The organism is Micromonospora sp. NPDC051141, from assembly GCF_044455765.1.
GTDB lineage: Bacteria > Actinomycetota > Actinomycetes > Mycobacteriales > Micromonosporaceae > Micromonospora.
In genome coordinates, this window is sequence record NZ_JBITFD010000005.1 from 413,393 (window position 1) to 435,015 (window position 21,623).

The window sequence follows — 21,623 nt, forward strand, 5'->3', positions numbered from 1 at the left end:
GTCACCAGCTCGTCGGCAGCGGCATCCCCTCGGTGTAGCCGGCGGTGCTCTGCACCCCGACCAGCGCCCGCTCGTGGAACTCGTCAAGCGTGCGGGCTCCGGCGTAGGTGAACGCGCTGCGTACCCCGGAGACGATCTCGTCGATCAGGTCCTCGACGCCCGGCCGGGTCGGGTCGAGGTACATCCGGGCCGAGGAGATGCCCTCCTCGAAGATCGCCTTCCGGGCCCGGTCGAACATGCTGTCCTCGGCGGTCCGCGCGCTCACCGCCCGGGACGAGGCCATGCCGAAGCTCTCCTTGTAACGCCGGCCGTCCGCGTCGGTGTAGAGGTCGCCGGGGGACTCGTAGGTGCCGGCGAACCAGGAACCGACCATCACGTTCGAGGCGCCGGCGGCCAGTGCCAGCGCCACGTCGCGCGGGTGCCGGACGCCGCCGTCGGCCCAGACGTGCCGGCCCAGCGAACGGGCCGCCGCCGCGCAGTCGAGCACCGCGGAGAACTGCGGTCGGCCCACCCCGGTCATCATCCGGGTGGTGCACATCGCGCCCGGCCCGACGCCCACCTTCACGATGTCGGCGCCGGCCTCGACCAGGTCGCGTACCCCGTCGGCGGTGACCACGTTGCCGGCCGCCACCGGGACGGCCGGGTCGAGCTTGCGGACCGCCCGCAGCGCCTGCATCATCCGCTCCTGGTGGCCGTGCGCGGTGTCCACGACCAGCGTGTCCACCCCGGCCTCCAGCAGCGCGGCGGCCTTGCCGGTGACGTCGCCGTTGATGCCCACCGCCGCCGCGACGCGCAGCCGGCCCCGGTCGTCGACCGCCGGCCGGTACAGCGTCGCCCGCAGCGCGCCCGCCCGGGTCAGCACGCCGACCAGGCGGCCCTCGGCGTTCACCACCGGCGCGAGCCGCCGCCGGCCCGCCGAGAGCCGGTCGAATCCGGTACGCGGGTCCGCGTCCGCGGGCACGGTGTGCAGCTCGGTGGACATCACGTGCCGGAGCTGGGCGAACCGGTCCACTCCCACGGTGTCCGCCTCGGTCACCACGCCCACCGGGCGGCCGTCGGTGTCGACCACGACCACCGCGCCGTGCGCGCGCTTGGGCAGCAGGTGGATGGCGTCGCCCACGGTGTCGGTCGGGCCGAGCGTGATCGCCGTGTCGTGCACCAGGTGCCGCTGCTTGACCCAGCCGACCACGTTGGCGACGACCTCGATCGGGATGTCCTGCGGGATCACCGCGACCGCACCCCGCCGGGCGACGGTCTCGGCCATCCGCCGGCCGGCCACCGCGGTCATGTTCGACACCACGAGCGGGACGGTGGTGCCGGTGCCGTCGCCGGAGGACAGGTCGACGTCGAGCCGGGAGCCCACCTCCGAACGGTTGGGCGCCATGAAGACGTCGTTGTAGGTCAGATCGTGCGCGGGAACCGCGCCATGGAGGAACCTCACCCGAACATCATTCCCGCTCCCGGCGCGTCCCGCCGCCGCTGGTGGCCCAGACCACCCGGCTACGCGCCGGTAAGAGGGGGCCCCCTTCTCGACCGCAGGCGTCAAAAGGGGGCCGCTCCTCAACCCTCGATGGTGCAGATGGGGGCACCGGCGGTGATCACCGCGCCGACCTCGGCGGCCAGGCCGCTCACCGTGCCGGCCTTGTGCGCGTGCAGCGGCTGCTCCATCTTCATCGCCTCCAGCACCACGACCAGGTCACCCTCGGCGACCGTGTCGCCGTCCGCAACGGCGATCTTGACGATGGTGCCCTGCATCGGGGAGGCGAGCGTGTCCCCGCCGACCGCGGCGCCCGCCTTGCCGCCGCCACCACGGCGGGCCGGCTTGCGGGCGGCGGGCGCGGCTGCCGCCGTACCCGCGCCGAGGCCGGCGGGAAGGACGACCTCCAGCCGCTTGCCGCCCACCTCGACCACGACGGTCTCGCGCTCGGCCGGAGCCTCGGCGGGGCCGGCGGCGGCGGTGAACGCCGGCACGGTGTTGTCGAACTCGGTCTCGATCCACCGGGTGTGCACGGTGAACGGCTCGGCGGTGAACGCCTCGTCGCGGACCACCAGGCGGTGGAACGGCAGCGCGGTGGCCATGCCGTCGACCACCATCTCGTCGAGCGCCCGGCGGGCCCGCTCCAGCGCCTCGGTACGCGTCTCGCCCACGATAATCACCTTGGCCAGCAGTGAGTCGAAGTTGCCGCCGATCACGTCGCCGGCCGAGATGCCGGTGTCCACCCGCACGCCGGGACCGCTGGGCAGCCGCAGCGCGGTGACGGTGCCCGGAGCGGGCAGGAAGTTGCGGCCCGGGTCCTCGCCGTTGATGCGGAACTCGATGGCGTGCCCGCGCGGCGTCGGGTCCTCGGTGAGGCGCAGCTTCTCGCCGTCGGCGATGCGGAACTGCTCGCGCACCAGGTCGATGCCGGCGGTCTCCTCGGTCACCGGGTGCTCGACCTGGAGCCGGGTGTTGACCTCCAGGAAGGAGATGGTGCCGTCCCCACCGACCAGGTACTCCACCGTGCCGGCGCCGTGGTAGCCGGCCTCCCGGCAGATCGCCTTGGCGCTGTCGTGGATCTGGGCGCGCTGGGCGTCGGTGAGGAACGGCGCGGGCGCCTCCTCGACCAGCTTCTGGTGCCGGCGCTGGAGGGAGCAGTCCCGGGTGCCGACGACGATCACGTTGCCGTGCTGGTCGGCGAGCACCTGCGCCTCGACGTGGCGGGGCCGGTCCAGGTAGCGCTCGACGAAGCACTCGCCCCGGCCGAACGCGGCGACCGCCTCGCGGGTGGCGGACTCGAACAGGTGCGGGATCTCCTCCAGCGTGCGGGCCACCTTGAGGCCCCGGCCGCCGCCGCCGAACGCCGCCTTGATCGCGACCGGCAGGCCGTGCTCGGTGGCGAACGCGATCACCTCGTCGGCGCCGGCCACCGGGTCGGGCGTGCCGGGCACCAGCGGCGCGCCGGCGCGCTGCGCGATGTGCCGGGCGGTCACCTTGTCGCCCAGGTCGCGGATCGCCTGCGGGGTGGGGCCGATCCAGGTCAGCCCGGCGTCGAGGACAGCCTGGGCGAAGTCGGCGTTCTCGGAGAGGAAGCCGTAGCCGGGGTGCACCGCGTCCGCGCCGGCCCGGGCGGCCACGTCGACCAGCTTGTCGATGCGCAGGTAGCTGTCCGCGGCGGTGTCGCCCCCGAGCGCGTACGCCTCGTCGGCGAGCGTGGCGTGCAGGGCGTCCCGGTCGGAGTCCGCGTAGACGGCGACGCTGGCCAGCCCGGCGTCACGGCAGGCGCGGATGACGCGGACGGCGATCTCGCCGCGGTTGGCGATGAGAACCTTGCGCACCTTGGGGGCTCCTCCCGGGAGGTCGATGCCGGGAGTGTATCGGCCGAGGTGCCGGCCCTAACGATCGCTCAGTGTGGGATGCCGCACTGTAGTCAAACTTGGTTATTACGCTTGTCCGGTGTCGGCGACGCGGATGATGATTCTGGGCCTGGTCAGGTGGATGCAGCCGGTGCACGGCTACGACGTGCGCCGCGAACTGCTCAGTTGGAGTGCGGACAAATGGGCCAACGTGCAGCCCGGGTCGATCTACCACGCGTTGCGCAAGCTCACCGACGAGGGGCTGCTGCGGACCGTCTCGGTCGAGCAGGTGGGCGCGCGTCCGGCCCGCACCACGTACGAGGTGACGACGAAGGGCGAGGACGAGTTCGAGACGCTGTTGCGGGCACAGTGGTGGCAGCTCCACGAGTCGCCGGACCCGTTCGCGGTGGCGTTCTCGTTCCTGCCGGCGATGCCGCGCGAGGAGGCGGCGGCGGCGCTGCGCAACCGGGCCAACCTGCTGCGCGCCGGGGTGGAGTCGATGCGGGCCTCGCTGGACTCGGACTGGGTACGGGCCCGCAAGCCGGTGCACGTGAGCTGGATGTTCGAGCTGTGGCTGGCCCGGGCGGAGGCGGAGATGGCCTGGTGCGAGCGGATCGCGGAGCGGATCGAGTCCGGGGTGTCGTACCTGCCGGAGGGGATGGAACGGGCCGAGGGGTGGTCCGGCTGGACGGACGGTGACACGAAATAATCAACGTTGACCACAAGAGCTATATCGCGTTAGCCTCGACGCGAACCGCTGACCGGTGGCCGGGTGCCCCCGGCCCGGACGACCAGGAGCAGAAATGATCGAGACCAGGGGGCTGCGGAAGTCGTTCCGCTCCCGCGCGGGTCGCGAGACGAAAACCGTGGACGCGGTCCGCGGCGTCAACCTCGACGTCGCCGAGGGGGAGATCTTCGGCTTCCTCGGGCCCAACGGCGCCGGCAAGACCACCACGCTGCGGATGCTCGCCACCCTCATCGAGCCGGACGGCGGCCAGGCCACCATTGCCGGCGCCGACCTGCGCAAGGACCCGTCCGGGGTGCGCCGCCGGATCGGCTACGTGCCCCAGGGCGGCAGCACCTGGGACGAGTCCAGCGCCCGCGAGGAACTGGTGCTCCAGGCCCGCCTCTACGGCATCACCAAGGCCGACGCGCACCGACGCGCCGCCCGCGCGCTGGACGCGTTCCAACTCAGCGAGTACGCCGACCGCAAGTGCAAGACCTACTCCGGCGGCCAGCGCCGGCGCGTCGAGATCGCGCTCGGCATCATCCACGAACCGAAGATCGTCTTCCTCGACGAGCCGACCACCGGCCTCGACCCGCAGAGCCGCGCCCACATGTGGGACGAGATCCGCCGGCTGCGGACCGAGGGGATGACCGTCTTCATCACCACGCACTACCTGGACGAGGCCGACGCGCTCTGCGACCGGATCGCGATCATGGATCACGGCGAGATCGTCGCGGAGGGCACCCCGGCCGAGCTGAAGCGGGAGATCTCCGGCGAGGTGGTCATCGTCGGCCTGGACGCCGCCAGCACCCCGCAGGCCGCCGAGCTGCTCGACACCGAGGCGTACGTGACCAAGCTGGAGACCGTCGACGAGGGCGGCCTGCGCCTCTATGTCGACGAGGGCGCCGTCGCCATCCCGCAGGTGCTGCGCCGCCTCGACCACGCCGGGCTGGAGCTGCGCTCGATCGAGCTGCACCGACCCAGCCTCGACGACGTCTTCCTCACCAAGACCGGCCGCTCGCTGCGCGAGTCCTGACCCCCGGAGAAGCCCGTCATGAAACTCGCCCGCGACACCTGGCTGATCTTCCAGCGCCAGGCCCAACTGCTGCTCCGCAACCCGGTCTGGGTCTTCGTCGGCGTCTTCCAGCCGGTGATGTACCTGCTGCTCTTCGCCCCGCTGCTCAAGCCGGCCCTGAACGCGCCCACCCAGGCCGCCGCGTACAAGATCTTCGTGCCCGGCCTGCTGGTCCTGCTGGCCATCTTCGGTGGCCTGTTCCAGGGCTTCGGCCTGATCGCCGAGCTGCGCGCCGGCGTCATCGAACGCTCCCGGGTCACCCCGGTCAGCCGGCTCGCCCTGCTGCTCGGCCGCGCCCTGCGCGACGTGGTCTCGCTGATCGCGCAGGCCGTCATCATCACGCTGCTGGCGGTCCTGTTCGACCTGCGCGTCTTCATCGGCTACCTGCTCCTGGCGTACCTGATGCTCGCCCTCATCGCGCTGATGACCTCGGCCGTCTCCTACGGCGTCGCGCTCAAGGTCAAGAGCGAGGACGCGCTCGCCCCGCTGATGAACACCGTCGCGCAACCGGTGCTGCTGCTCTCCGGCATCCTGCTGCCGCTCACCTTCGCACCCGGCTGGTTGCAGGGCGTCGCCAAGTGGAACCCGTTCTCCTGGGCGGTCGACGGCACCCGCGCCCTGTTCGCCGGCGACCTGGGTAACGACAAGGTCTGGCAGGGGCTCAGCATCATCGCGGTGCTCGCGGTGGCCGGCGTCGTCTGGGCCGCCCGCCAGTTCGCCCGCAGCGTCCGGTGAAAGGCGGGGCCCCTCTCAACGCATTGGTAGCGGCGGGGCCCCTTCCTAACACCCCAGCGAGAGCTGCCTCTCACTACTGGCGGGGTGCCGGCCAGGCGCGCGTAGCGTCGGGCCGGTGCCCCGCCTGACCCGTGACCGCACCACCTGGCTGGCCTACGCCCAGCTCGGCCTCTGGGGCTTCTTCCTCTACGGGTTCGGCCCCGTCGTACCGCTGCTCCGCGACGAGCAGGGCACCAGCGCCGCGGTGGCCGGCCTGCACAGCACCGGCATCGCGGTCGGCGCGCTGGCCGGCGGCGCGCTCTTCGCCCCGGTCGCCCGCCGCTACGGCCGCGGCCCGGCCGTCTGGCTCGGCCTCGCCGGCGTGGCCGCCGGCGTCGCCGCGCTCGGCGTGCTCCACCCGCCGCCGGCCACCATCGCCGCCGTCACGGTCGTCGCCACCTTCGGCATGATGGTGATCAGCGGCGTCAACGTCGTGCTCACCGCCCGGCACGGCCCGGCCGCCCCCGCCGCGCTCACCGAGGCCAACGCCGTCTGCGCCGGCATGGGCATCCTGGCCCCGCTGACCATCGGAGCCACCGTCGACGCCGGCCTCGGCTGGCGACCCGTGACCGCCGTCGAGGTCGGGCTGGTCACGCTGGTCGCGCTCACCGCCCTGACCTTCCGGGTACGCCCGCCGAACCGCGCCCCCGCTACCGCGGCTGCCGCCTTCCCCGGCGGGGCGCCGACCGTCGTCCCCGCCGCAGGGTCGACCGTCGTTTCCGCTGGTGCGCAGACCGTCGTTTCCGCTGCGGCACCGGCCGCTGTTTCCGCTGCGGGACCGGCCGACGTTTCCGCTGCGGCACCGGCCGCTGTTTCCGCTGCGGGACCGGCCGACGTTCCCGCCGCAGTGCCGGCCGACCTTCCCGCTGGTGGGCCGGCCGTGCCCGGGTCGGGTCGCCGCCCCGCTCGACCAGCCCTCCTCCGGGCTGCTGCCGACGCCGACGGGCGGGCGACGTCGGGACGGCTGCCGCGTGCGTACTGGATCGCCTGGGTGTTGATGGCGGTCACCGGCTCGATCGAGGTCTGCCTGTCGCTCTGGACCGCCGATGTGCTGCGTACCCACGCCGGGCTGAGTGCCGGCGGCGCGTCGGCGGCCGTCGCGGCGATCGTCTGCGGCATGTTCGCCGGGCGGGTCGCCGGGGGACGGGCGGCGCTGCGCTGGCCACCGGTGCCGCTGCTGCTCGGCGCGTTCACCGTGTCGCTCGCCGGGTTCGCGCTGTTCTGGACCAGCCCGATCGGCTGGCTGGCGGTCACCGGCCTGGTCGTTCTCGGCCTCGGCAACGCTCTGCACTACCCGCTGGCGATCTCCATCGCGCTGGCGGTGGCCGGCCCGGCCGCCGACCGGGCGGCGGGCTGGTCGTCGTACTCGATGGCGGTGGGCTTCGGGATCGCGCCGGTCGCGCTCGGCTGGGTGGCCGACGGCGTCGGACCGCATCCGGCCTTCCTGATGCTGCCATGCTTCATCGCGGCGGCCGTGCTGCTGACGGTCCGCCTGGGCCGTGCCCTGCCCCCGCTCAGCGCACCCGGGCGAGGGTGACCCCGTCAGCGATCGGCAGCAGGACCACCTCGACGCGGGCGTCCGCGACGACCTCGGCGTCGAAGGCGGCGACCGCCCGACCGTCCGCGTCACGCGGAGCGAGCACCCGGCCGGCGCGGAGCGTGCGGTCGACAGTGAGCACCCCGCCGGGACCCGTGGGCCACCAGGTAGTCGTGCAGCTCCGTGGTCAGCGGCAACGGCTTCGTGCTCACCCCCGGACGTCAGCCGAGATGTTCGATCTCCTGGCCGCCCGGCGCGACCTTCGTCCACAGGTCGACGACGCTCAGCCCCAACTCGCCGAGAAGCCGGCGCAACAGCGGCAGGGACAGCCCCACCACCGTGCCCGGATCACCCTCGATGCCGGTCAGGAACGCGCCCCCCAGCCCGTCGATGGTGAACGCCCCGGCCACCGCCAGCGGCTCGCCCGTCGCCACGTACGCCACGATCTCCTCGTCGCTGATGTCGGCGAAGTGCACCGTGGTCGAGGCGACCGCCTCCGCGCGGGCCCCGGCTGCCACGTCGATCAGACAGTGCCCGGTGTGCAGCACGCCGCTGCGCCCGCGCATCCGCTGCCACCGCCGGGTGGCGTCGGCCGCGTCCGCCGGCTTGCCGAAGATCTCGCCGTCAAACGCGAGCACCGAGTCGCAGCCGAGCACCAGCGTGCGCTCGCCCGCGACGGGACGCAGCCGGCCGAGCACGGCCTCCGCCTTCAGCCGGGCCAGTTCGAGGCACAACTCCTCGGCCCGGTCACTGACCACCTGCGACTCGTCGACACCGCTGACCAGCACGTCGGGCTCGATCCCGGCGGCCTGGAGCAGCTTGCGGCGGGCAGGACTCTGCGAGGCGAGTACGAGGCGCAGCGGCGCGGAGGTCGACACCCCGCCGACGCTACCGGCTCTCCCTCGGCGGTGGGTCGTCGGCACGTCGACGCCGCCGCCAGATCAGATAGCCGCCGCCGGCAGCGAGCAGTACCCCGAGGGTCGCGAAGCCCCGGACCGTGCCGTCGTCACCGCCGGACCGGGGCGCGGCTGCCGTAGGTGCCGGGGCGGTCACCCCGGTGGACTCGAAACCGAGCGGGGGTACGTCGGCGGTGAGTGCCGCGACCAGGTCGATCACGCCGTACCCGTACTGGTCGTCGCGACCGGGCGGTCCTTTGTCGACAGCGGTCGCGGTAAGGCGGTGTGCGACCTCCTCGGCGGGGAGGTGGGGATATTTGGAGCGGATCAGAGCAGCAGCGCCGGCAACAATCGCGGTGGCGCTGGAAGTTCCCGTGCCCTTCGAATACTTGCCGCCAAAGCTGGTGCTGTAGATGTCGACAGCAGGAGCTACGACGTCCACTTCTGGTCCACTGACGGAAATTGCGGCATGTTGTCCGTTGCGATCTGTGCCGCCTACCGCGATCACACCGTCCTCGGTGGCGGGATATCCAACATAAGAGTCTTCAGGGCTGTTGCCGGCGGCTGCGACGATGACGATGTCTGCCGCAATGGCGTTTCGTATAGCCCTAACGAGTTCTGGGCTTGTGGCACCGCTACTGGAAATGCTTATGACGTCCGCGTGCTGACTGATTGCGAAGTTAATTCCAGCCGCCAAATCATCAGGCTGGCCAATGTTTTCTGCGTCTGAAGTTTTTATAGGCAAGATTCGGGCACCTGGAGCGATCCCCAGTGCTCCTTTGTCATGGAGTTGGCCGTGGGCGGCAATTAGGCCCGCCATAGCTGTCCCGTGGCTGTTTTCGTCACTGCGCCCGTCGCCAGGGACGCCAGGGATAATTGATGTTCCGGCTAAAAGGTTGCTGCGGAGGTCTGGGTGGGGGGCGACGCCTGTGTCGGGGACCGCCACGATTACTCCATCGCCACGACTTATTGTGTTGGCATACGAGGACCTGAGGTAGCGAAGGTGCCACTGGTCGGCACGAATTTGATCCGCTGGTTCGGTTGACGTTCCACCTGAGCCGCGATTGCTGGTTGCGGCGCCCCCAAGAAGCAGCACAACCATTGCAAAATGTAGCGTCGCCTTCACCGGTTGCAGCCGATGGCTGGGCCAGGATCTATAGGCCCTTCATCTTCCGGTGGAAGCATCACCGGATCTACGCCCTGACTCGTCTGCCACGGGTGATCTGGGTCCCAGGAAGGCTGTTCATCGATATCGCTTATTTGGGGTCTTCTTGATCCGAGGTTGGGCATTGCGGAAGGTGAACCGCCGGCAGGGGAAAGGCTATAGTTTCCGGCCGGTTGGATGAATCGTCCCGTTCCTGGTCGAGATCCCGCAGAGCCGCTAGGCGCAGTGCCTGCGCCACCTCCACCGATCACTCCCCCGAACGGATTTACCCGCCGAGGGGTGATTGGGCTCGGTTGATTGGTGACCCCTCCGGGAGGTGCACCTATGAAGCCATTGGATGGCGACAACCTAGGCACATTATTTGATGCGGGACGCCCTGTGTTGCTGTTGTTCAGGGGGAAAGGGGGAGGAGGGTGCATCCCGGGGCGGTCAGGAAGCATCCTCTCGATTCCCGTGATTGGTGGAGTGTTTGTTTGATTGCCGATTATGGGTGCTGCGGAAGGGGTTGTGGTAGCAGACGGGTTTGATATTAGGGGAACCTGCGCGGTACTTGGCCCTGTCCCTCCTAATATTGGCCCACCAATACCCAGCCCATGTGCAGGCGGCTTTACCTCTGTCGTGGCGGTTCTAGAGTCGCTAGGGTGGGCATCTCTTGCTGAATATGGAGTTGGAAGCGGAACGACGGGCGGGATAGTGGGAATGGCCTGCTCGTATGCGTCGGGGTCGTTGACCTGGCGACCCGGTCGGGCTGGTGCCGGCGGACGCTGGAGCATGACCTGGGCCAGTTGGAGTTCTCCGCTCAATCCCGTCATCAACCCGCGTGCCCGTACGTTCAACTGCTCCAGGTCGTCGTCGGTCACCGGGGGCCGCTCCGGCAGTCGGCTTCCGGCAACCGCCTTCGGATCGGCGATCGTCGCCTCGTACGCCTGCTTCTGCCGCAGTTTGGTGGCGAACTCGTCGTACAGCGGTTGCAGTTCACTGCGGGCGCTACCGATGGCGCGTGCGGCGGCGGCGAGCGCGTCGTAGTTCGCGGCTGCGGCGTCGTGGGTGCGCTGCACCCGGTCGATGAGCTGGTCGAGTTCGCCGACGTACGCCTGGGCGGCGGCGTTGGTCTCGGGTGGCCACGCCTCGGCGAGGCCACGCCGGTATTCCCGGAGCCGGCCGAGGTGGGCCAACGCCAGGTCGCACACCTTGCGCCAGCCGGCGACCTGTTTCCACTGACCGGCGGTGTCCTGGTCCTGGAGGCACGCCCACATGCTGAGCACGTCCATCAGTCGCCAGTCGGTGAGCCCGGAGGTGCGACCGCCGCCCCGTTCGATCACGGCAGGACCACCCGCCCCTGACCGGGGCCGGTGGGGTCGGCGAGTGGCGGGGTGGGGCGCGCCACGGCGGTGGTGGTGGGGCCGGTGAGCGCCCGTTCGACGTCGGAGACCCGGGCGGAGGAGAAGGCGTCGGAGTCGTCGTAGCGGGCGGCGATCCGGCCGGCGGCCTCGGCGAGCCGGCCGGTGGCGGGTGCCAGGTCCCACACGGCGCTGACCGCGGCCTTCTGTGTCTCGTGGTGGGCCTGGAGGAACTGCACCAGCTCGATGAAGGCGTCGGCCGGGTTGGGCACCGGGGCTTTCATGTCGTCGGCGATGTAGGACAGGTGGGGCGAGTAGTTGCGCGTGACCTCGTCCTGTAGCCGGTCGGCGAACTCGCGCATCTGTCGGATATCGGCCTCGATGCCGCCGTAGCCGCGCAGCCAGCCGGCTGGCTGGTTGTCCTCCGGGATCATCGGACCTCCCTGCCTGTCACCAAACGGTTTCCCAGAGTGAGGTTAGTGGCTCCGCGCTGATCCTGGCAGCCCCGGAACTGCTCGCGTACGCGGGGAAGGTTTCAGCGGGGAAGGCCGGAGCTGCGCCACGCGCCGGGGCCGGCGACCGGCGTGGCGCCGGCCGGCCGGGCGCTGCGCGCCCAGTGCGAGACGGCGGCCGGCGCGGGGGCCGTGACCGGGCGGGTGCGCACCATGACCGCGCCGACCAGGGCGGCCAGTTCCTCGGCGGTGGGCACGCCGCGGACGACCCGGAACATCGGCTCTTCGGCAGACATGACCCAAGGGTACGCGTCGCGAACTCGACCTTCGTCGTAGAGTGGCGTGCCGGCGGTGTGCGCGTCGGACCGGCCGGGTACCGTTTCTGCGATGTCGAACGCGCTTCCCCAACTCGTCGCTGACCGATACCGGCTCATCACGCCGCTCGGTCAGGGCGGCATGGGCCGCGTCTGGAAGGCGCGGGACGAGGTGCTGCACCGCGACGTCGCCATCAAGGAGTTGGTCCCGCCGCCGGGTCTCACCCCGGACGAGCGCCGTGAGATGCGGGAACGCTCGCTGCGTGAGGCCCGCGCGATCGCCCGGCTCAACAACGTCAACGTGGTCCGCATCTTCGACGTGCTGCGCACCGACGGCGACCCGTGGATTGTCATGGAGTACGTCGCCTCGAAGTCGTTGCAGGACACAATCGCCGAGGACGGCCCGGTCTCGGTGGCCAAGGCGGTCGAGATCGGTCTCGGCGTGCTGGGCGCGTTGAAGGCCGCGCACAAGGCCGGCATCATGCACCGCGACGTGAAGCCGGGCAACGTGCTGCTCGGCGAGGACGGTCGGGTGGTGCTCACCGACTTCGGCCTGGCCACCATTCCGGGCGACCCGAACGTGACCCGCACCGGCATGGTGCTGGGCTCCCCGGCGTACATCTCTCCGGAACGGGCGCGGGACGGCACCGCCGGTCCGGAGGCCGACCTGTGGTCGCTGGGCGCCACGCTCTACGCCGCCGTCGAGGGCAAGTCGCCGTACGCTCGCCCGTCGGCGATCGCCACGCTGGCCGCGCTCGCCACCGAGCCGATGCCGCCGCCGCGCAACGCCGGGCCGCTCAAGCCGGTGCTCCAGGGCCTGCTGCGTAAGGATCCGGACGAGCGGATCACCGCCGAGGTGGCGGAGCGCATGCTGCGCAAGGTCGGCGGCCGGCGGGCCAAGGGCATCTCGCTGCTGGACGGCGTACGCCGGCCGGGGCCGAATGGTCCGCGGGTGCCGCGACCCCCGCTGGTGCCCGCGCCGCGCCCCGCCGACGACCAGGTCGAACGCGCTTCCACCTCGGCGTCCGGGGTGGCCGCCGCCGCGAGTGGGGCGGTCGCCGAGCCGACCGCGTTGGTGCCGGCGTCCACCTCGGATGCCGGACCGACCGCGAAGGTGACGCCGCCGGTCGCCGATCCGACGACGAAGCTCGACGCCGATCCGCCGGTCGGCGAGGCCCGGGTCGACGACGCCGACCCGGCGCTCGACGAGACCCGGCTCGACGGTGAGCCGGTCGTCGCCGCGCCCGCGCAGCGTCCGGCCCCGGCGTCGGTCAGCCCGGCTCCGGCCGGATCCGCGCCGGTCAGCCCGGCGGCGGGTGGCCCGGTGTCGTCGACCGGTCGGGCGACCGTGCTGCCGGGCGTCAGGGCTGCGCCGAACCGGCGCAACCTGCTGCTCGGCGCGCTGGTGCTGGTGCTGTTGGTCGGCCTGGCGGTGGCCGTGCCGCTGTTGAACAACGGCGACGACGACGGGGGCGACGGCGGCCGACCGACCACCGGTTCGTCGGTGGCGTCGGCGGTCCCGCCCGCGCCGAGCGCCAGCGCCTCACCGAGTGCGAGCGCGCCGTCGGCCAGCCCGTCGACCAGCCCGAGCCCGTCGGCCAGCCCGTCGCCGACCGGGTTCGTGCTGCCGACCGGCTGGCGCTACTACACCGGCTCGAACGGCTTCAAGGTGCCGATCCCGAACGGCTGGCAGGCCCGGCCCGGCAACAACCAGGTCGTGCTCTACGAGGTGGGCGGCGCCCGCCGGGTGCTGTTCATGCAGTGGACGGACCGGCCGGAGAAGGACGCGCTCGCCGACTGGCGGGAGCAGGAGCCGTACCGGCGTTCGCGGGTCAGCAACTACGAGCTTGTCGACATCGTCCCGTGCAAGGGCTACTACCGCACCTGCGCCGACTGGGACTGGCTGGAGACGCGCGACAACGGCACCCGTTTCCACGTGCGTAACCGGGGCGTGGCCACGGCCAGCAACCGGGGCTACGCGCTGCGCTGGGAGGTGCCGGCGAAGGACTGGCAGGCCAACCTGGCCGCCTTCGACGTGATCACCAAGGGTTTCGTGCCGGACCGGAGGAACTGACCCGGCGAATCCCGCGCCCGCGAAACTTGTTCGCATGACTTTCCGTAGTCGGGGGTATGAATACCCCGACGACGAAGGAGGTGCGACATGGGTTACCGACGCAGGGACACCGGCCCCCGGCTGGCACTGTGGATGCTGGTCGCGCTCGGCGACGCCGTCCTGCTCCTGATCACCGCCGGCCTGTCCGCGCCGGTCGCGGTCCTCGGGGTGCTCACCCTGACCGTCGCCGGGGTGGCGGCGTGGCGCTGGACCCGTCGGCCTGCCGCGGTGCCCGTGCCGGTCGCCACGCGCCGCCGGGCCTGAGCTTCGATCGAGACGGTACGACGACAGCGGGACCGCCCCGGTTCGGGGCGGTCCCGCTGTCCGTGCGCGTCCGTCAGGTGTTGTTGGCCAGCGCGATCAGCCGGGTGCGGTCGCCGTTCCAGTAGTTGCGGTCGACGTTGCCGCTGATGCCGGAGACGCTTCCGGTGCTGGTGTACTGCCAGAAGCTCCAGACCGGGGCGCCGGCCGGCAGCGAGCCGGGCGTGCTCGACCAGCGGGCGAGCCACAGCGGGTGGTTGGCCCACGGCCCGGTCCAGCTGCCGGTGCACTGGTTCCACCAGCTCGTGGTGGTGTAGATGACCGCGTACCGGCCGGTGCGGGAGCGGTAGGTGTTGAGGAAGTCCTGGATCCAGTTGCGCATGCCGGTGGTGCTCAGGCCGTAGCAGTAGCCACCGCTGTACGGGTTGGCCTCGATGTCCAGCGCGGCGGGCAGCGTCCGGCTGTCGGCGGACCAGGCGCCACCGTTGCTGGCCAGGTAGCCGGCCTGGGTGGAACCGGCGGAGATGTTCGGCCGGGCGAAGTGGTACGCCCCGCGGATCACGCCGGCGTTGTAGGCGTTCACGTAGTTCGTGTTGAAGTTCGGGTCCTTGTAGCTGGTGCCCTCGGTGGCCTTGATGAAGGCGAACTGGATGCCCGAGTTCCGCACGCTGGTCCAGTTGATGGTGCCCTGGTAGCGGGAGACGTCGATGCCGGGCGTGGTCGCGGCGGCGGCCGGTCCGGCGGTCGCCACGAGGGCCGCAGCCGCGGTGGCGGCGACGGCCAGGCCGGCGGCGAGGAGCCGGCGTACGGAGAGTCTGGTACGGGCCATGGTTTGCCTCCAGAGGACGTCAACTGATTGACGCCCATCTTTGGAGATAACTGCCCTGCATCGCAATAGGAAGCAAGGAAATTTTCATCGACGAATGTCGTCGTCCCTGGTGGTGCGCGACTTCGGAGTCAGCGGAGCGCGGCCGGGTCCATTGCCCAGCGGAACGGCTCGGTCACTGTCAGTGTCTCGCCGGCCTTGGCGACTGCGTCCTCGACGTAGTGCTCACCGTCGAGCCGGTGCAGCCGCAGCGAGTGGCTGTCGCCGTCCTGCTCGACAAGCAGGTACCACGGGATGCGCGCGATCGCGTAGAGCTGCATCTTCAGGACCCGATCGGCGGCGGCGTTGCCGGGGGAGACGATCTCTCCGACAAGCACGACTCGGGCCACATCCAGGATCACTCCGTCGTCGTCGGTATCCGTGACGACGAGATCCGGGATCACGATCCGGTCCCCACCCAGCCTAACGTTGATGGCGTCGTAGATGAACAGGCCGACCGGTTCGGCCGCCAGCTCGAGCGCGTTCGCCAGCCGTCGTGCCACCCGCTGGTGCCGCCGGCTCGGGGCAGGGCTCACGATCAGGCTCCCGTCGAGCAGTTCGATGCGGTCGAGGCTGTCCTCCAGCGCGAGGTAGTCGGCCTCGGTCCACGGACCCACGTGCGAGCTGTGGGGCTCCAGGGGGGCTGCGCTCACCGACCTCACCTCCGTTCCGACGCCTCGTCCGATCAGTCTCACACTCTACGAGGCCGGGCCGGTCGATCGACACGACTCCGGCCGGTAGGCTCCCCGCCCATGCCCCTGATCGACGGTCTCACCACGCTCTGGGACACGCTGCTGAGCGCCCAGCCGGACCCGCCCCCGCTGCTGGTGGTGCTCACCGCCGTGGTCGCGCTCGCGGTGGTCGTCACCCGGTTGCCGTGGCGGATCGCCCGCAACGCGGTGACCATCGCCCACGAGGGCGGCCACGCGCTGGTGGCGCTGCTCACCGGCCGGCGGCTGCACGGCATCCGGCTGCACTCGGACACGTCCGGGCTGACGCTCTCCGCCGGCCGGCCCTCCGGACCGGGCATGATCCTCACGCTGCTCGCCGGCTACGTCGCCCCCTCGCTGCTCGGCCTGGCCGGCGCCTGGCTGCTGGCCGGAAACCGGATCACGCTGCTGCTCTGGGTCGCGGTGGCGCTGCTGCTGGGCATGCTGGTGCTGATCCGCAACCTGTTCGGCGCGCTGTCGCTGCTGGTCACCGGCGGTCTGGTGCTCGCCGTGTCCTGGTACACCCCGCCCCAGGTCCAGGCCGCGTTCGCCTGGACCTCGATCTGGTTCCTGCTGTTCGGCGGCGTACGCCCGGTGTTCGAGCTGCGACGCCAACGCAGCCGCGGCCGGATGCCGGAGTCGGACGCCGACCAGCTCGCCCGGCTCACGCCGTTCCCGCCGCTGTTCTGGGTGGCGGCGTTCCTGCTGGTCAGTGTCGGCGCGCTGGTCGCCGGCGCGCTGCTGCTGGCCGGCCCGATCCTCGCCGACACCGGCCTCACCGGCTGACCCCTGCCGTGCTCCGGCACCCGCCGCTCCGGTGCCCGCTGCTCCAGTGCCCGCTGCTCCGGCGCCCGCGCCGCGCCGCGGCACGCCTCGTCGCACCGGGACACGCCACCGTTCCGGGCGGTACCCGGCCCGGCGAGGCAGAATCGGACCGGTGCGATACGTGATCATCGGAGCGGGCGCGGTTGGCGGCACCATCGGCGTACTGCTGGCCGACGCCGGCCGCGACGTGACGCTGGTGGCCCGCGGCGCTCACCTGGACGCGCTGCGCGAGCGGGGGTTGACGTTGCGGACGCCGCGCGGCGCGGTGTCCGGCCGGCTGCCGGCGGCGGCCGGGCCGGGCGGCCCACCGTTGCCGGCCGACACCGTGCTGGTCCTCACCGTGAAGTCGCAGGACACCGTCGCCGCGCTGACCACCTGGGCCGACGCGCCGGTGGCGGGCGGCGGCACGGCGGGCGAGCGGCTCCCGGTCGTGCTGGCCCAGAACGGGGTGGCGAACGAACCCGCCGCGCTGCGGCTCTTCGCCCGGGTGCACCCGGTCTGCGTGTGGCTGCCCGCCACCCACCTGGAACCGGGCGTGGTGGTCGCCAACGGGCACCCGCATCCGGGGATGCTGCACCTCGGGCGCTACCCGACCGGCACCGACGACACCGGGCGGGCGGTCGCGGCCGACCTGACCGCCGCCGGCTTCGTCGCCCCGGTCCGCGACGACGTGATGCGCTGGAAGTACGGCAAGCTCCTGGCCAACCTCGGCAACGGCCTCCAGGCACTGCTCGGCCGGGACGTGCCCGAGCCGCTGTCGGCCCGGGTCCGCGCCGAGGGCGAGGCGGCGCTGGCCGCCGCCGGCATCCCGCACACGACCCGCGAGGAGGAGGCCGCCGCACGCGGCGACCTGGTGGCGCACCGGCCGGTCGACGGCGAAACGCGGTCCGGCGGCTCCACCTGGCAGAGCCTCGCCCGAGGTGCCGGCTCCGCCGAGGCCGACCACCTCAACGGCGAGATCGTGCTGCTCGGCCGCCTGCACGGGGTGCCCACCCCGGCCAACGCCGCGGTCCAGACCGCCGTCCGGCGGGCGGTCCGCGAACGGATCCCGGCCGGCGGCTTCCCCCGCGGGGAACTGGAGAAATTGATCGGCTGAGCGGGCAACCCGAGCCGCGCCGCCAGGCGTGTCCCTGGCGAACACGGGGAGGTGGCAGTGCCCGACAGCGACGGCTTCGACGAGTTCTACCGGGGCAGCCGGCAACGGCTGCTCGGCTTCGTGTACGTGCTCACCGGTGACCTGGCCGAGGCGCAGGACGCGGTGCAGGAGGCGTACATCCGGGCCTGGCAGCGGTGGTCGACCGTGCGCGGGTACGACGACCCGGAGTCCTGGGTGCGGGTGGTGGCCAGCCGGATCGCGGTGAGCCGGTGGCGCAGCCTGCGCAGCCGGGCCCGTGCCTACCTGCGACACGGGGCACAGGAGAGCATTCCCGCCCCCGGCACGGACACCGTGGAGGTGGTGGCGGCGTTGCGCCGGCTGCCCGAGGCGCAACGCACCGCCATCGCGATGCACTACCTGCTCGGCATGCCGGTGGCCGAGGTGGCCCGGGAGACCGAGGCGCCGCTCGGCACCGTCAAGGCGCGGCTGTCCCGGGGCCGCGCCGCGCTGGCCGAACTGCTCGTGGTCGTAGATCTGGAGGAGCCCGCCGATGCGTGACGACGACCCGACGTTCATCTCCCTGATGCAGCGTGAGCTGCACGCCGTCCGGTGGGCGGAGCCGGCCGAGTTGCGGGCCCGGGCACGCCGACGCAGCCGGCGTGCGGCAGTCGCGGCGGCCGTGGCGGTGCTGACATTCACCTCCGGTGCCGCGCTCCTGACAAGCCGAGGCGCCGACGTGCCGACGCCGGCCGCGGCCAGCCCGTCGGCGACTGTTTGGACCGCCACCGAGGTGCCCGCCGAGGCGCTGTTGCAACCGGCGGACCTGCGGCCGGCCATCGTGGAGCCCTGGACCGAGTCCGGCCTCGGCGAGGAGATCCGGCTGGACCGGATGCTGGAGTACTGCCGGCAGAACCAGGGACAACCGACGACGTGGGAGCAGTCCCGTTATTCGCGTTCGGTGACCATGGTCCGGGAACGTACCGGGGGCCGCGATCAGCGAGAGGGCCAGGTGCTGGCCATCCAGGACCTCTACCGGATCGCGCCGGACGGGGCCGACCGGCTCTTCGACGGGCTGCCCGCGCTGCTCGCCCCCTGCCGGATGTGGCGCTCCAGCGGCCCTACGGCGTGGCGCGGCAAGACGATCGACGCGGAGGTCGCCCACTCCTGGCAGGAGGTCGACCGCGGCTTTGCCGGGGACGAGTCGGTGCTGGTGCGCCACACGGTCGGCCAAGCCCGCAACCTGGACACCGGCGCGTCACTCGGTGACACCACGTCGGTCACCGCGTTGGCGGTGGTGCGTGTCGGTGATCTGGTCAGCGTGCTCCAGAACGGTTCGGACGGCACCGAGTCGCAGTTGCGGGACCTGGCCCGGCTCGCGGCCGAGCGGATGTGCGTCGCCGCCGACCCCGGCTGCTGAACCGGGCCGCGTGGGCGAAGGGGCCCCGCTCTACGCGAGGCGTCAAGCGGGGACCCCTCCCTACACCTACAGCGGGATGTTGCCGTGCTTCTTCGGCGGCAGCGTCTCGCGCTTGGTGCGCAGCACCCGCAGCGCCCGGACGATCTGGGTCCGTGTCTCGTGCGGCGGGATCACGCCGTCGACGTAGCCGCGCTCGGCAGCGATGTACGGGTTGGCCAGCGTGTCCTCGTACTCGGCGATCTTCTCGGCGCGGACGGCGGCCGGGTCCTCGGCGTTCGCCAGCTCGGCGCGGTAGAGGATGTTCACCGCGCCCTGGGCGCCCATCACCGCGATCTGCGCGGTCGGCCAGGCGAAGTTGAGGTCCGCGCCGAGGTGCTTGGAGCCCATCACGTCGTACGCGCCGCCGTACGCCTTGCGGGTGATCACGGTGACCTTCGGGACGGTGGCCTCGGCGTACGCGTAGATGAGCTTCGCGCCGCGCCGGATGATGCCGTCCCACTCCTGCCCGGTGCCGGGCAGGAAGCCGGGCACGTCCACGAACGTCAGCACCGGCACGTTGAACGCGTCGCAGGTGCGTACGAACCGGGCCGCCTTCTCCGAGGCGGCGATGTCGAGCGTGCCGGCGAACTGCATCGGCTGGTTCGCCACCACGCCCACCGGGCGACCCTCGACGCGGCCGAAGCCGACCACCATGTTCTGCGCGTACAGCGGCTGCACCTCCAGGAACTCGCCGTCGTCGAGCACGTGCTCGATGACCCGGTGCATGTCGTACGGCTGGTTGGCCGAGTCCGGGATCAGCGTGTCCAGCTCCCGGTCGGAGTCGGTGACCGCCAGGTCGGCCGGGGCGTCGAACACCACCGGCTCGTCCAGGTTGTTCGACGGCAGGTACGACAGCAGCGCCTTCACGTAGTCGATCGCGTCCTCTTCGTCGGTGCCGAGGTAGTGCGCGTTGCCGCTGCGGGCGTTGTGGGTGCGGGCGCCGCCCAGCTCCTCCATGCCGACGTCCTCGCCGGTGACCGTCTTGATCACGTCGGGGCCGGTGATGAACATGTGCGAGGTCTGGTCGACCATCACGGTGAAGTCGGTGACCGCCGGGGAGTAGACCGCGCCGCCCGCGCACGGGCCCATGATCAGGGAGATCTGCGGGATGACACCGCTGGCCCGCACGTTGCGGAAGAAGATCTCACCGTAGAGACCGAGCGAGGCGACGCCCTCCTGGATCCGCGCGCCACCGGAGTCGTTGATGCCGACGACCGGGCAGCCGATCTTCATGGCCAGGTCCATCAGTTTGACGATCTTCTCCCCGAAGACCTCGCCGAGGGAGCCGCCGAAGACGGTGAAGTCCTGCGCGAACACGCAGACCTGCCGGCCGTCCACGGTGCCGTAGCCGGTCACCACGCCGTCGCCGTACGGGCGGGTGCGCTCCAGGCCGAAGTTCGTCGAGCGGTGCCGGGCGAACTCGTCCAGCTCGACGAACGAGCCCTCGTCGAGGAGCAGCTCGATCCGCTCCCGGGCGGTCTTCTTGCCCCGCGCGTGCTGCTTCTCGACCGCGCGCGCCGACCCGGCGTGCACCGCCTCGTCGAGCCGTCGCTCCAGGTCCGCCAGCTTGCCGGCGGTCGTGTGGATGGTGGTCCCGGTCTCGGTAGTCACCCGTGGAATATAACGATGGTTCAGGTGGGTGGGGTTGTGCAGTGCGCCTCACCGCTTACCGGCGACCGGCGAACCCTCGGGGCCGTAGGCTGGCGGGATGCCCGGCTCGCCGTACACCGATCTGGACCGCCCGCCGCTGTCGGCGGCCCGGCTGCGGCGGGCGCTGGTCGCGCCGCACGGACCCTGGCGCCGGTTGGAGCTGCTGGTGGAGACCGGCTCGACAAACGCGGACGTGGTGGCCGCCGCGCGGGACGGCGAACCGGAGGGCCTGGTGGTGGTCGCCGAGCGGCAGACCGCCGGCCGGGGGCGGCGGGGCCGGGTCTGGCAGTCGCCGCCGCGCGCCGGCATCGCGACAAGCGTCCTGCTCCGACCCGGGGAGGCGGTCGCCGAACGCGGCTGGGCGCCGGTGCCGGCCACCGGGTACGGCTGGCTGCCGCTGCTGGCCGGCGTCGCGCTGGCCGAGGCGGTCCGCCTGCTGGCCGAGCTGGACGCCCGGCTGAAGTGGCCCAACGACCTGCTGGTGGACGGCGCGAAGTGCGCCGGCGTGCTGGCCGAGGCGGTGCCCGGCGACGGGGCCGTGCCGCCCGCGATCGTGGTCGGCGTCGGCCTCAACGTGACGCTGCGCGCCGCCGAGCTGCCGGAGAACCCGACCGGGCTGCCGGCCACCTCGCTCCAGCTCGCCGGCGCCACCGCCACCGACCGCGATCCGCTGCTGCGGGCGCTGCTGCGCTCGCTCGCCGACTGGTACGCGCGCTGGCGCGACGCCGGGGGCGACGCGGAGGCCAGCGGGCTGCGCGACGCGTACCTGGCCGGGTGCGCCACGATCGGCCGCCGGGTACGGGTGCTGCTGCCGGACGGGCGCGAGGCGCACGGCACCGCGACCGGCGTAGACCCCGACGGCCAGCTCGTGGTCGACGCCGCCACCGGCGCCCCCCTCCGCCTGGCCGCCGGCGACGTGCTCCACCTGCGGTGAAAGGAGGGGCCCTTGCTTACGCCTCCGGTATAGGCGGGGGCCCCGCCTAACATCTCCCTCCGGCAGCGGCCCGCGCGGCCGATGCCGCCGGGGTGCCCCG

The 21,623-nt window shown here is 71.9% G+C and carries 21 protein-coding genes and 1 pseudogene; 12 read left to right on the plus strand and 10 right to left on the minus strand.

Annotated elements, in window-relative coordinates; translation table 11 throughout:
• Position 1 precedes the first annotated feature (1 nt).
• Both ACIA6B_RS13110 and ACIA6B_RS13115 read right to left on the minus strand, forming a co-directional pair.
• Positions 2-1,441, minus strand: a complete 1,440-nt coding sequence (locus ACIA6B_RS13110; protein WP_396773004.1) for a GuaB1 family IMP dehydrogenase-related protein — start codon at positions 1,439-1,441, stop codon at positions 2-4.
• A gap of 119 nt (positions 1,442-1,560) precedes the next feature.
• A complete protein-coding gene (locus tag ACIA6B_RS13115; protein WP_396773006.1) occupies positions 1,561-3,315 on the minus strand; it encodes an acetyl/propionyl/methylcrotonyl-CoA carboxylase subunit alpha in 1,755 nt (584 codons plus the stop codon).
• A gap of 133 nt (positions 3,316-3,448) precedes the next feature.
• On the opposite strand from ACIA6B_RS13115, the gene ACIA6B_RS13120 reads away from it, so the two are divergent.
• The 4 genes from ACIA6B_RS13120 to ACIA6B_RS13135 all read left to right on the plus strand — a co-directional run bounded on the left by ACIA6B_RS13120 (position 3,449) and on the right by ACIA6B_RS13135 (position 7,446).
• Positions 3,449-4,042, plus strand: coding sequence for a PadR family transcriptional regulator (locus tag ACIA6B_RS13120; protein ID WP_396773162.1), 594 nt, complete (start codon positions 3,449-3,451; stop codon positions 4,040-4,042).
• A gap of 94 nt (positions 4,043-4,136) precedes the next feature.
• Positions 4,137-5,096, plus strand: a complete 960-nt coding sequence (locus tag ACIA6B_RS13125; RefSeq protein ID WP_396773009.1) for an ATP-binding cassette domain-containing protein — start codon at positions 4,137-4,139, stop codon at positions 5,094-5,096.
• A gap of 18 nt (positions 5,097-5,114) precedes the next feature.
• Positions 5,115-5,870, plus strand: coding sequence for an ABC transporter permease (locus ACIA6B_RS13130; RefSeq protein ID WP_107157220.1), 756 nt, complete (start codon positions 5,115-5,117; stop codon positions 5,868-5,870).
• A 115-nt stretch (positions 5,871-5,985) separates the two neighbouring features.
• Positions 5,986-7,446 carry an MFS transporter gene (locus tag ACIA6B_RS13135; protein WP_396773015.1) on the plus strand — a complete coding sequence of 487 codons (1,461 nt, stop codon included), beginning with the start codon at positions 5,986-5,988 and terminating at the stop codon, positions 7,444-7,446.
• Here ACIA6B_RS13135 and ACIA6B_RS13140 read toward each other — a convergent pair.
• The 3 genes and pseudogenes from ACIA6B_RS13140 to ACIA6B_RS13150 all read right to left on the minus strand — a co-directional run.
• Positions 7,424-7,597: pseudogene (locus tag ACIA6B_RS13140) on the minus strand (SAM-dependent methyltransferase); the annotation flags it as partial. The gene ACIA6B_RS13135 and the pseudogene ACIA6B_RS13140 overlap by 23 nt on opposite strands.
• A 70-nt stretch (positions 7,598-7,667) precedes the next feature.
• On the minus strand, positions 7,668-8,324 hold the full coding sequence (locus ACIA6B_RS13145) for a Maf family protein (RefSeq protein WP_396773016.1): 657 nt from the start codon (positions 8,322-8,324) through the stop codon (positions 7,668-7,670).
• A 10-nt stretch (positions 8,325-8,334) separates the two neighbouring features.
• Positions 8,335-9,444, minus strand: a complete 1,110-nt coding sequence (locus ACIA6B_RS13150; protein ID WP_396773164.1) for a S8 family serine peptidase — start codon at positions 9,442-9,444, stop codon at positions 8,335-8,337.
• An 848-nt stretch (positions 9,445-10,292) separates the two neighbouring features.
• On the opposite strand from ACIA6B_RS13150, the gene ACIA6B_RS13155 reads away from it, so the two are divergent.
• Positions 10,293-10,850 (plus strand): hypothetical protein, encoded by a 558-nt coding sequence (locus tag ACIA6B_RS13155; protein WP_396773018.1) that lies wholly within the window; start codon positions 10,293-10,295, stop codon positions 10,848-10,850.
• Here the strand turns inward: ACIA6B_RS13155 and ACIA6B_RS13160 are convergent.
• On the minus strand, positions 10,826-11,281 hold the full coding sequence (locus ACIA6B_RS13160) for a hypothetical protein (protein ID WP_396773019.1): 456 nt from the start codon (positions 11,279-11,281) through the stop codon (positions 10,826-10,828). The genes ACIA6B_RS13155 and ACIA6B_RS13160 overlap by 25 nt on opposite strands.
• Before the next feature lie 101 nt (positions 11,282-11,382).
• Positions 11,383-11,595 carry an acyl-CoA carboxylase subunit epsilon gene (locus ACIA6B_RS13165; RefSeq protein ID WP_396773021.1) on the minus strand — a complete coding sequence of 71 codons (213 nt, stop codon included), beginning with the start codon at positions 11,593-11,595 and terminating at the stop codon, positions 11,383-11,385.
• A gap of 91 nt (positions 11,596-11,686) precedes the next feature.
• Between ACIA6B_RS13165 and ACIA6B_RS13170 the strand changes: the two genes are divergently transcribed.
• Positions 11,687-13,687, plus strand: coding sequence for a serine/threonine-protein kinase (locus tag ACIA6B_RS13170; RefSeq protein ID WP_396773023.1), 2,001 nt, complete (start codon positions 11,687-11,689; stop codon positions 13,685-13,687).
• A gap of 87 nt (positions 13,688-13,774) precedes the next feature.
• Positions 13,775-13,990, plus strand: coding sequence for a hypothetical protein (locus tag ACIA6B_RS13175; protein WP_396773025.1), 216 nt, complete (start codon positions 13,775-13,777; stop codon positions 13,988-13,990).
• Positions 13,991-14,063: 73 nt separating this feature from the next.
• On the opposite strand, the gene ACIA6B_RS13180 is transcribed toward ACIA6B_RS13175, so the two are convergent.
• Together ACIA6B_RS13180 and ACIA6B_RS13185 are read right to left on the minus strand one after the other, a co-directional pair.
• Positions 14,064-14,816, minus strand: coding sequence for a GH25 family lysozyme (locus ACIA6B_RS13180; RefSeq protein WP_396773027.1), 753 nt, complete (start codon positions 14,814-14,816; stop codon positions 14,064-14,066).
• 128 nt (positions 14,817-14,944) lie between these two features.
• Positions 14,945-15,505, minus strand: coding sequence for a Uma2 family endonuclease (locus ACIA6B_RS13185; RefSeq protein ID WP_396773028.1), 561 nt, complete (start codon positions 15,503-15,505; stop codon positions 14,945-14,947).
• Positions 15,506-15,604: 99 nt separating this feature from the next.
• On the opposite strand from ACIA6B_RS13185, the gene ACIA6B_RS13190 reads away from it, so the two are divergent.
• From ACIA6B_RS13190 to ACIA6B_RS13205, 4 genes are all read left to right on the plus strand, one after another.
• Positions 15,605-16,348, plus strand: a complete 744-nt coding sequence (locus tag ACIA6B_RS13190; protein ID WP_396773030.1) for a M50 family metallopeptidase — start codon at positions 15,605-15,607, stop codon at positions 16,346-16,348.
• Positions 16,349-16,499: 151 nt separating this feature from the next.
• Positions 16,500-17,483: a ketopantoate reductase family protein gene (locus ACIA6B_RS13195; RefSeq protein ID WP_396773032.1), complete on the plus strand. Its 984-nt coding sequence runs from the start codon at positions 16,500-16,502 to the stop codon at positions 17,481-17,483.
• A 57-nt stretch (positions 17,484-17,540) separates the two neighbouring features.
• A complete protein-coding gene (locus ACIA6B_RS13200; RefSeq protein WP_396773034.1) occupies positions 17,541-18,041 on the plus strand; it encodes a SigE family RNA polymerase sigma factor in 501 nt (166 codons plus the stop codon).
• Positions 18,034-18,900: a hypothetical protein gene (locus tag ACIA6B_RS13205; protein ID WP_396773035.1), complete on the plus strand. Its 867-nt coding sequence runs from the start codon at positions 18,034-18,036 to the stop codon at positions 18,898-18,900. Before ACIA6B_RS13200 ends, ACIA6B_RS13205 begins: the two co-directional genes overlap by 8 nt.
• Before the next feature lie 66 nt (positions 18,901-18,966).
• Here ACIA6B_RS13205 and ACIA6B_RS13210 read toward each other — a convergent pair whose 3' ends face one another.
• Positions 18,967-20,550, minus strand: coding sequence for an acyl-CoA carboxylase subunit beta (locus ACIA6B_RS13210; protein ID WP_357291907.1), 1,584 nt, complete (start codon positions 20,548-20,550; stop codon positions 18,967-18,969).
• Positions 20,551-20,647: 97 nt separating this feature from the next.
• On the opposite strand from ACIA6B_RS13210, the gene ACIA6B_RS13215 reads away from it, so the two are divergent.
• Entirely contained in the window at positions 20,648-21,523 is an 876-nt protein-coding gene (locus ACIA6B_RS13215; protein WP_396773037.1) for a biotin--[acetyl-CoA-carboxylase] ligase, read from the plus strand.
• Positions 21,524-21,623: the final 100 nt, after the last annotated feature.